Genomic DNA, 10,405 nt, shown 5'->3' with positions numbered 1-10,405 from the left:
AACGTCAGGTTTTGATCTGGCTGTACACCACGAATGGTCACGCCCTGGCCTTCACCAAAGTCACGGTCAATGGTTACACCTGGAATGCGTGATAAAGATTCCGCGACGTTTTTGTCGGGGAATTTACCAATGTCTTCCGCGGTAATCGCGTCAACGACCGCGTCAGAGAAGCGTTTTGTATTTATATTGGCTTTCTGGCTGGCGCGGATGCCGCGAATTTCAATGATTTCTGTCGTGTCGGCACCCTCTTGCGCGATTGCGCAAGGTACTGCAGTGGCTGCCATTGCTCCGACGGTGAAGGCGAGACGTAGCCCGCGAGTTAATGTATTTATTCTATGTTGTTTCATCACTCAAGTCCTTGTTCTCAGAAGGAATGACAACGCTGTCATTTGACTCACAAATAAAATGACAGACGCGCCAGAATTCATAAAAAACACATGACAACGCTGTCATTGAGTGTTAACGTTACAACAACAAATTTACGTTTGCAAACACAAAAATTAAAAATAGTTTTCAAATTTGTTGCAACATAATGAATTTAAAAGAATTATTTTTGGCTAAAATTTAATCTGGAGGCGCGATGTCTGCCACAATTAAAAGTGTTGCCGAACATGCTGGTGTATCTATCAAAACCGTTTCCCGTGTCATCAACAACGAGGGAACGGTAAAACCGGATACGCTGGCCAAGGTGCAGGCCGCCATTGATGAACTTAATTACAAGCCCAACAAGGCGGCCCGGGACTTAGCCGGACGCGATAATTTTGTACTCGGTTACGTGTACGACAATCCAAATGCGTATTACATCATCGATATGCAGAAAGGGATTTTGAATGAGTGCCGGGCGAACGGGTACGAATTGCTTATTCACCCTTGTGATGCCAGCAGTCGCGATATCATTCAGGAAATCCTCGGCATGGTGGATAGCGCCAGATTAGCAGGGCTAATTCTGTCTCCACCGCTATCAGAAATGCCTGAAGTGCTGTCTGCCCTCGACGAAAAAGGCGTGCGTTACGTGCGTATTCTGTCGGGCAGTGAAGCGCTGGAGAACGGTCCGCCTTGTGTACTGGTAAACGACTTTCAGGCGGCTTACCAAATTACTGAACACCTTATTCAGCAGGGGCATCGTGACATTGGCTTTATTGCCGGTGAAAAGCAGCATAACTCGACCATAGAACGTCAGAAAGGCTTTGCTGCCGCACTTGCGGCTCATGACCTTCCTCAGCATCCCGAATTTGTAATAGAAGGGACCTATTCATTTGGTACCGGGGTGGAAAGTATCGAAAAACTGCTTACGTTACCCAACACACCGACAGCGGTATTTGCCTGTAACGATGAGATTGCGGCGGGGGCCTTATTTGGTGCGCGCATGCGAGGGGTGGATGTGCCGACAAGGCTGGCGATTGCTGGGTTCGAGAACAGCCCGTTCTCGCGGCAGACCTTTCCGCCATTGACGACGGCTTCCCAGCCTACTGATAAAATCGCGCAACGTGCGACGTCCACTCTGATCCAGTCGTTGAAAGCCCGTAAACTGGGCAACGACAAACAGCCTATTCCGGCGCATGTGTTTGTGCCTGAACTGGTAGTTCGAGAATCCACTAACCGGTCTTAGTCATGAAGCAAACACATCCGGCATCAGTCACAATTGTGGGCGGCGGTACCGCAGGCTGGATGTGCGCTGCGTATTTGGCTAAACAATGGGGGGCAAAAAGCCGCATTACCTTAATAGAATCTTCGCAAATCGGTACCGTTGGGGTAGGCGAAGGTTCTACGCCATTTCTCAAGCAGTTCTTCACCGATCTGGGATGGCAGGAGCAAGACTGGATGCCCCACTGCGACGCCACCTATAAAACCGGCATCGAGTTCGCCAACTGGACCAACAGCCAGCGTTTTTCTCAGTATTTCCATCCGTTTTTCACACCGCTTGATCAGCAAACCGGCGAACTGTTTTTTGATAGCTGCCAGACGTTGCGCAGCAGCCGGGCCAATGCCGATGTTAAACCTGAGCACTATTTCTGTGCTGCTGAAATGGTACGTAAACGGGTTACGCCGCAAAGCACCAAATTGCCCGGCGATATTGACTACGCCTACCATTTCGATGCCAGTAAATTGGCCTTGAGTCTGAAGTCGTTTTCCATGCAACTTGGTGTGCAGCACAAGGAAGGAAAAGTCGCAGAGGTTTATACGGAAGAAGGTAATATCGGTGGTTTGCGCATGGAGCAGGGGGAAACGCTGAGCGCGGATTTATACCTGGATTGTTCAGGGTTTGTTGGCCTGCTGATGAAAAAAGCCCTGAATGCGCCGTTTAAAAGCTATCGCGAAACCTTGTTTAACGATGCCGCCGTGGCGTTACCAACACAACACAATAGTCATGAGCCTATTGCGCCGCAAACCCGGTCAGTGGGCATGGATAACGGCTGGATGTGGCAAATTCCACTGACATCCAGAATCGGCAACGGCTATGTGTACAGTTCCGATTTTTGCTCTGCAGATGACGCAGAAGCGGCGTTGCGCAAGGCATTGAAGGTCGATGATTCGGTGCCCGCTCGCCACCTGAAAATGCAGGTCGGACGCTTAGAACAGCACTGGCAAGGTAACTGTGTGGCAATTGGATTAGCCCAGGGATTTATCGAACCCTTGGAAGCCACCGCGCTTATGCTGGTGCAATATGCACTTTACCAATTGGTAGACGGCGTTGATTCTGCGAAGCCGTTAGTGAGTGCGCAACAAGCCTACAACCGCGAAATGAACCGTATGTTCGACGGTATTCGCGATTACATTGCCGCGCATTATTACTTGAATACCCGCACTGATTCTGCCTATTGGCAGGCGTGTCGTCATGACATGTGTGTGCCCGACAACCTACAGTATCTACTGGATAAATGGGATAGCGGCGCCTGTTTTGAAACCGCGTTGGATCACCTGGATTCAGAACTCGTCTACCTGCGCCCTTCCTGGTACTGCATTCTGGCCGGCATGGGTCGTTTCAATTCCCCTGAAGCTCATCAGAAAGCCCCGGTTCATCAGGCGTCGTTGGCGCATTTAGCAAAGCTGACAGCGCATTATTTTTCAAAGCAACAGCGCCCGTCGGTCTGGTGAATTAACCTTCGGAATGTAACGAATTGTTAATAATTTTAACAATTCACCGTGTGTCTTCTAAACTCTATCGACATTACATAGGAATTTAGCGGCCTTGTGGCATAGTCGCCCGCGGAATGAAGACAGTAGACACAACTATGATATTGCGATGTACCGGCTGGCTATTGCTGGCTGCCCTATGCCTGAGTCCGGCGCTGGCAAATGATGTATTGATCAGCGAGTCTGAACAGCAACCGGTTACCCAAATTCCGTTTCTTGAAGGTGAGGTGGCCATAGACGGTAATCTGAATGAGCCTCAGTGGCAACAAGCCAGGGTGATTTCATTGGATTACGTTACCCGCCCTTATAACAATACAAAGCCTCCCGTTTCTACACAGGTAAAGCTGTTCGAAGACGGCGAAACACTGCACGTTGCTTTTATTGCTGAAGACCCTGACCCGGAGCAGATCCGCGCATTCTTTCGCGACCGCGATAAAGTGTGGAGCGACGACCTGGTTGGCATAAAACTGGATACTTTTAATAACGGCAGATTGGCATACCAGTTCTTTATAAATCCCCTGGGCGTGCAGGCAGACGCCATTCAAAACGAGATGACCGGTAATGAAAGCGATAGCTGGAATGCCATTTGGGAGTCTGCAGGGGTCATAAACGACAACGGCTACATTGTGGAAGTGGCTATTCCTCTGCGTATTATGAATTTTGAAGAAGGCGAGCGTACCAAATTGTGGGGGGCTGAATTTATTCGCTTCTACCCGCGTGAAGAGCGTTTGAGAATTGCCAATATTCCCTGGGACCGTAATGATGCCTGTACGCTTTGCCAGCTCGGTGATGTAAAAGGCTTCGAGCAAGCTACGCAGGGTAAAAACCTGGCGTTAGTGCCCACACTGGTGCTGGGGAAAGGTCGAAGTCGCGACCCATTTTCGTCGAATGAATGGGACGACATCGAAGTAGTAGAACCGGGGCTGGATGTGAAATGGGGGATTACGCCGGAAATGTCGTTGCAGGCAACGTTGAACCCCGACTTCTCGCAGGTAGAAGCAGACGATGCACAAGTAAACATTAACAACACGTTTGCCCTGTTTTTTGACGAGCGACGCCCGTTTTTCGTTGAAAACGCCGATTACTTTTCGTCGAATCAACGCCTGGTATACACCCGGAATATTGGATCTCCTGATTATGGGTTAAAACTCACCGGTCAGAAAGAGCGTCACACCTTCGGCGTTTTTATGGCTGATGACGCCAATACCACATTTATTGTGCCGGGCAACCTGGGTTCAGGCATAGCGGTACTGGAAGACGAGTCGTTAAACGGTGCGCTGCGCTATCGGTTCGACTACGACAATGATTTATCCATTGGTTCGGTTACGACGTTCAGGCAAGCTGGCGACTACCATAACTTTGTAAATGGCCTGGACGTAAAATACCGGTTAACACAGCAGGATACCCTGCGAGCTCAGTATGTAGTGTCGAACACCCAGTATCCGGAAAGCCTGTATACCAACTTTTGCGGAAATGATTGCAGTGAAGCCGACGACTTGTCGGAAACGGCTATCCGCACACGACAAACAGAGGCATTTAGCGGCACTGCCTGGCGGGTCAACTACCGCCATGAAGAGCAGGATTGGTTTTTCCGCGCCGACCGTTACGAAAACGACGCCGGTTTTCGCGCTGATTTAGGGTTTGAGACCAAAGCTGATTACAACAAAACCGTCGTGGGTGGTGGTTATTTTTGGTGGAACGAAAATAGCTGGTGGAACCGCATCAGGCTCAATGGCGACTGGGACTTAACACATAATGACAACGGCGAAGTACTCGAACGGGAGCTGGAAGCGTATGTGAGCATTCGGGGTATGTGGCAGTCCTTCCTTGAACTGGGTACCGTCAGGCGCGAGCGGGTTGGGTTGCGTCATGATCCATCTACCCTGGCAGTAACCGGTAACACCGACCGGTTTGATGAACAATCGGTGAGTGTCTATGCCGAAACCCGACCCAATCCGACATTATTTGTGAGTACGTTTGTTCGCAAAGGCGACCAGATTGATTTTGCAAATAACCGGTTAGGCAAACAACTGTTCGTTGAGTCTATGATCGATGTGAATCTGGGTAAGCACACCCAACTGCGTTTTACCCAGCTCTACAGTAATCTGGACGTGGCCAGTGCCTCATTGTTTACGGCGCGTATTTCCGACTTGCGTTTGACTTATCAACTTGATGCCCGTCAGTTTGTCAGGCTAATTGGCATTTATAACAATACTCACCGCAACCAGGACAACTACCAGTTTGATGTGAAGCCGGTTACCCGCACACTGGGCGGGCAACTGTTGTATTCCTACAAGCTCAATCCGCTCACGCGCTTTTTTGTTGGCGTATCATGTGCTGCCATAGAAGAGAACCCGCTAACCGGGCTAACAACAACGAACAAATCGGTGTTCATGAAGTTTAGTTACGCTTGGCTGTATTAGCGTTTAAAAAAGCAGATATGGAAAAGAAGCGGCCACAGTCCTCGCGCTGGTGAGGGGGCCGCTTATAGAAACTTGTTCAGGTGCGGGTGCGCCAGTTCTATCCATTGACGCAGACTAGGCTCATCAATAAAGCTGAAGTCAGCAAAATCAAAGCCGGGGGCAACAGAACACCCTACCAGAGAGTAATCACCGGTGGTTTCTGCTGCCTGGAAATGCCCGCCAGGCACTATTGCAGCCATATCATTATCTTCGCCGCCAATGCGCTTCTCGTGAAGTTGCTGTTGATGCAACTGATAAAGCGTTAAAGGGGCGCCGCTGTAATGATTCCAGATTTCGTCGTGCAAAACCCGGTGAAAACGGCTCACCTGACCCTTTAACAACAAAAAGTAAATATGTGTCACCGCTGGCCGAGCCAGTCCATGTTTAGGTGATTTAACTTCCGTTGTTGAGCGATAAATCTGCCGGTAATACCCACCTTCCGGGTGCGGTTCCAGCCTTAATTTCTCAATAAGAGGGTGCATGTTGTTCTCCGTCTTCAGGCAATCAGGGTGTCAATCCAACGGGTATTTGACCTATTGGACGAACTGTTGCTTGTTGCTGACGTCTTATAATTATTCCATGAGCATACCGAAGGGCGTTACCGAATGCACGATATTTATTAACAATTCATTAATCATTTGGCAGCGTCTATACGGCGTAATGTCACGATGAGAAGTGAACTTTTTCCCGTACTCGGTACGTAGGAATAGTGTGAAATTTCATTCATGCACGGCTTTTTGCACTCTGCTGGGTTAGTACCGCAGACAGGACCGGGTTGTTGGAAGCGGTCTGCAATCAGCATGTGCCAATATAAGGATGCAGCAACATGACACAATACCAATCGTTTTCATCGTTAACGGTGGGTGACCATCAATATCGCGCAGTGAATTTAAATGCGCTGTCTGAACGTTACGACTTATCACGCCTGCCTTTTTGTATAAAAATTTTATTAGAGAACCTACTGCGGCACGAAGACAGTGAGTTTGTTACCGCCAATGATATTGAAACGGTAGCAACTTGGGACACCGCAAAGCCAGTGGAGCATGAAATCGCGTTTGTGCCAGCCAGAGTCATTCTGCAGGATTTCACTGGCGTGCCTGCCATTGTTGATTTGGCTGCAATGCGCGACGCAGTAAATCGACTTGGCGGTGATGCTCAGGCCATTAATCCGCTCAATCCGGTTGAATTGGTTATTGACCATTCTGTGATGGTGGACCACTTTGCACAACCGGATGCGCTGGAGAAAAACACTGCCATTGAAGTACAGCGCAACAAAGAACGCTACCAGTTTTTAAAATGGGGCCAGTCGTCATTCGATAACTTTAAGGTAGTGCCGCCGGGGCGGGGGATCGTCCATCAGGTAAACCTGGAATACCTGGCGCGATGCGTATTTGCCAACGAGCAAGGGCAGGAAACCGTGGTCTATCCGGATACTCTGGTAGGCACTGACTCGCACACCACTATGATCAACGGCTTAGGTGTATTGGGCTGGGGTGTCGGAGGCATAGAGGCTGAAGCTGCAATGTTAGGGCAGCCGGTTACTATGCTGCTGCCGGAAGTCGTGGGTTTCAGATTAACGGGTAGCCTTAAACCCGGCGTAACAGCGACCGATATGGTACTCACCATTACTGAACAACTTCGCAACCACGGCGTAGTGGGCAAGTTTGTAGAATTCTACGGCCCCGGTTTGTCGTCTCTCACAACCGCCGACCGAGCCACCATAGCTAACATGGCGCCTGAATACGGCGCGACCTGCGGGATTTTTCCCTTAGATCAGGTTGCCTTAAATTATCTTCAACTTACCGGACGTGATGAGCAGCAAATCAAACTGGTAGAGGCATACGCCAAACATGCCGGCTTGTGGCATGAAGACACCAGTAAAGATGCTACTTACCATGAAACCCTGGAACTGGATTTAGGCGATGTGGTGCCCTCGGTTGCGGGCCCTAAACGGCCGCAGGACCGCATTGCATTAGCGCAAGCCGCCAGTGCCTACGAACGTTGGTTGTCAGAGCAAATTGACATCACCGATGTGACTCAGGCAAACGAGTTTGTCGCTGAGGGGGGCGCAGCGCCAGTCGTTGACGAAAACCATGCGTCCTATGTGGAATTTGACGGTGAGTCATTCAATCTTGAAGACGGGGCAGTGGTCATTGCAGCAATTACAAGTTGTACCAACACCTCAAACCCGTCGGTATTGATTGGTGCAGGGCTGCTGGCGAAAAAAGCCAACGAGCTGGGGTTAACCCGTAAACCCTGGGTGAAAACATCTTTGGCTCCCGGGTCTCAGGTCGTAACCCAGTATCTGGACGACGCAGGCCTAATGCCGCATTTGGAAGCGCTTGGATTCAACCTGGTTGGATACGGCTGTACAACCTGTATCGGTAATTCTGGTCCACTGCCTGAACCCATTGAAAAAGCCATTCAAGGCGCGAAGCTCTCGGTTACCTCGGTGCTGTCGGGTAACCGCAATTTTGAAGGCCGTATACACCCTGAAGTCGCTGCTAACTACCTGGCGTCTCCGCCATTGGTGGTTGCCTATGCGCTGGCTGGCAACATGAAAATCGATATCACCAAGGCGCCTCTGGGTCAGGATAAAGACGGTAATCCGGTGTATTTGAAAGACCTGTGGCCGAGCAGCGAAGAAATTGCGGATTATATTGCTGAGCACGTGTCCGGAGAGATATTTAAGGCCAAATATGCTGATGTGTTCACGGGCAGCAGTGTTTGGACTGATTTGGACACCAGTGACACGGCCGTTTATGACTGGCCTGAGTCTACCTATATCAAGCATCCGCCATTTTTTGAATCCATGTCTGCCGAACCTGATGAAGTGGGGGCAATCGATGCCGCACGTTGTCTGGTGAAAGTGGGCGACTCCATTACCACTGACCATATTTCGCCGGCGGGCTCTATTGCGCCGGATAGCCCGGCTGGCCAATATCTGCAATCTCTCGGTGTTAGCCCGGCCGACTTTAACTCCTATGGTTCTCGTCGGGGTAACCATGAGGTAATGATGCGCGGTACGTTCGCCAATGTGCGGTTAAAGAACCAATTGGCGCCTGGTACCACCGGCAGTGCAACCACTCACTTTCCTTCAGGTGATGCCATGTCGATTTACGACGCGGCAATGCGTTACAAGGAAGAGGGAACACCGGCGATTGTGATCGGGGGCAAAGAATATGGTACAGGCTCCAGTCGCGACTGGGCGGCAAAAGGGCCTGCTCTCATGGGCGTACGCGCAGTCATTGCTGAGAGCTTTGAGCGAATTCACCGTTCAAACCTAATCGGAATGGGAATTTTACCGTTGCAGTTTAATGAAGGAGACAGTGCAGATTCACTGAACATTAGCGGCAACGAAAGCTTCTCTATTGCGCCGGTTAGTGCAGGACAAAAGACGACCACCATGACCATCACCGATGATAACGGCAACCACCGGGATGTAGAGTTGCAGGTCCGTATTGATACCGGTAATGAGTTTACCTACTATCAGCACGGCGGCATTCTGCACTATGTGATCAGGCGTTTTCTGACACAATAATAACGGCAGGCAGGGTGTTTTGCACCCTGCCTGATCTTAGCTTCTCTAAAAAGTCTTTTCGAATTTTTAAACGTCTGCTAGAGTGTTTTTTGAACAATAAAAACACTCAAGGAAGACACCATGAAGTACCTGTTAGTTGCTGGTTTACTGACATTAATCACCGCCTGCTCGGTGACAACGGTTGCGCGCCCTGCGCCAAGACCTACTCCCTCAGTCCCGGTAATGACACCCGAGCCAACACTACTGAAATACAAAAATCCAGAATATCCCGATGCAGCGATAACCAAAACATCTTCAAGCATTATCTTGCAAAACGGCTGGGTACTATTACAGTACAACGTTGATGAAAGTGGCAAACCCGTAGATATTAAAGTGGTTGACGCCAGCCCTAAAGGGCTGTTTGAAGAGGCGTCGATCGAAGCGCTACAAGGCTGGGAGTATCAGCCGCCTATGAAAGACGGACGCAGACAACCGATGAAGGGTTTATATAATCTTATCTCATTTCAAATGATGTAGTATCCGCAATAATTTCGAAGAATAAAAAAACCGACGGCCGTAATACGTACCGTCGGTTTTGCTATATAGCTTAGCCCTACTTGCTTTGCAGTGTGGTAACCGCCGAGAAGCCCTGACTGATAGTACGAACCAGATCGTCTGTTTGGTCGCGCTCCACGAACTTGTGCTCAATACCTGCCAGTTCGCCATTTGCGAAGATAGTGGCGAAGTCAATGGTGCCTTTGCCCACGTCGGCGAAACTGCCGTCTTGGGCAAGGTCTTTCACATGCCACATTTTGAAGCGACCAGGCTGGCGCTTGAACAATTCAACCGGATCAAAACCCGCTTTTACAGTCCAGTACAGGTCCAGCTCCATAGCGAGTAACTCACTGTCACAGCGCTCGAGAATAAGGTCATAAGGCAATTGACCGTCCAGTTCCTGGAATTCAAAGTCGTGATTGTGGTAAGCCAACTGAATACCACGTTGCTTACACTTCTCGCCCCACACGTTCATTTCATCAATCAGGCTGTAGTAGTCTTCAATACTCTTGCGGTCTTCCGGCATTAAATAAGGCACCACAATGTATTTGTGGCCTAATGCGTCGGCGGCATCCAGGTGTGCTTCTAAGTCTGCTCTGAGCAGGTGTGGCATAACATGAGTAGAAGGGCTGGTTAAGCCATTCGATTTCAGCAAATCGGCAAACTGTTGTGGAGTGTTGCCAAACAAGCCGGCCAGTTCCGCGCGCTCTGGAAAGAATTCAACGAATCGGTC

The 10,405-nt window shown here is 49.8% G+C and carries 8 protein-coding genes; 5 read left to right on the top strand and 3 right to left on the bottom strand.

All coding sequences use genetic code 11. The annotated features are described in order from the left end of the window. The coding region (locus AC4MRN_RS16235; protein ID WP_491203863.1) for a TonB-dependent receptor plug domain-containing protein at positions 1–347 on the bottom strand (347 nt) is incomplete at its 3' end. A gap of 233 nt (positions 348–580) precedes the next feature. Here AC4MRN_RS16235 and AC4MRN_RS16230 point away from each other — a divergent pair. From AC4MRN_RS16230 to AC4MRN_RS16220, 3 genes are all read left to right on the top strand, one after another. Next, a complete protein-coding gene (locus tag AC4MRN_RS16230) occupies positions 581–1,609 on the top strand; it encodes a LacI family DNA-binding transcriptional regulator (RefSeq protein ID WP_491203862.1) in 1,029 nt (342 codons plus the stop codon). Positions 1,610–1,611: 2 nt separating this feature from the next. Next, complete coding sequence (locus AC4MRN_RS16225; protein WP_491203861.1) at positions 1,612–3,096, top strand: tryptophan halogenase family protein; 1,485 nt, start codon at positions 1,612–1,614, stop codon at positions 3,094–3,096. 137 nt (positions 3,097–3,233) lie between these two features. Next, positions 3,234–5,558 carry a carbohydrate binding family 9 domain-containing protein gene (locus AC4MRN_RS16220; protein WP_491203860.1) on the top strand — a complete coding sequence of 775 codons (2,325 nt, stop codon included), beginning with the start codon at positions 3,234–3,236 and terminating at the stop codon, positions 5,556–5,558. Between the two features lie 62 nt (positions 5,559–5,620). Here AC4MRN_RS16220 and AC4MRN_RS16215 read toward each other — a convergent pair whose 3' ends face one another. After that, complete coding sequence (locus tag AC4MRN_RS16215; RefSeq protein WP_073316783.1) at positions 5,621–6,079, bottom strand: cupin domain-containing protein; 459 nt, start codon at positions 6,077–6,079, stop codon at positions 5,621–5,623. 344 nt (positions 6,080–6,423) lie between these two features. On the opposite strand from AC4MRN_RS16215, the gene acnA reads away from it, so the two are divergent. Together acnA and AC4MRN_RS16205 are read left to right on the top strand one after the other, a co-directional pair. Beyond that, positions 6,424–9,138: an aconitate hydratase AcnA gene (acnA, locus tag AC4MRN_RS16210; protein WP_491203859.1), complete on the top strand. Its 2,715-nt coding sequence runs from the start codon at positions 6,424–6,426 to the stop codon at positions 9,136–9,138. 120 nt (positions 9,139–9,258) lie between these two features. Beyond that, positions 9,259–9,654 carry an energy transducer TonB gene (locus AC4MRN_RS16205; RefSeq protein ID WP_370243129.1) on the top strand — a complete coding sequence of 132 codons (396 nt, stop codon included), beginning with the start codon at positions 9,259–9,261 and terminating at the stop codon, positions 9,652–9,654. 76 nt (positions 9,655–9,730) lie between these two features. Here AC4MRN_RS16205 and AC4MRN_RS16200 read toward each other — a convergent pair. Further along, positions 9,731–10,405: sugar phosphate isomerase/epimerase family protein (locus tag AC4MRN_RS16200; RefSeq protein ID WP_491203858.1), on the bottom strand; the 675-nt coding region annotated here is incomplete at its 5' end.

The sequence above is a fragment of the Marisediminitalea sp. genome, assembly GCF_984433645.1.
The sequence above is the reverse complement of the archived record's forward strand: the minus strand, read 5'-3'. Positions and strand labels throughout refer to the sequence as shown.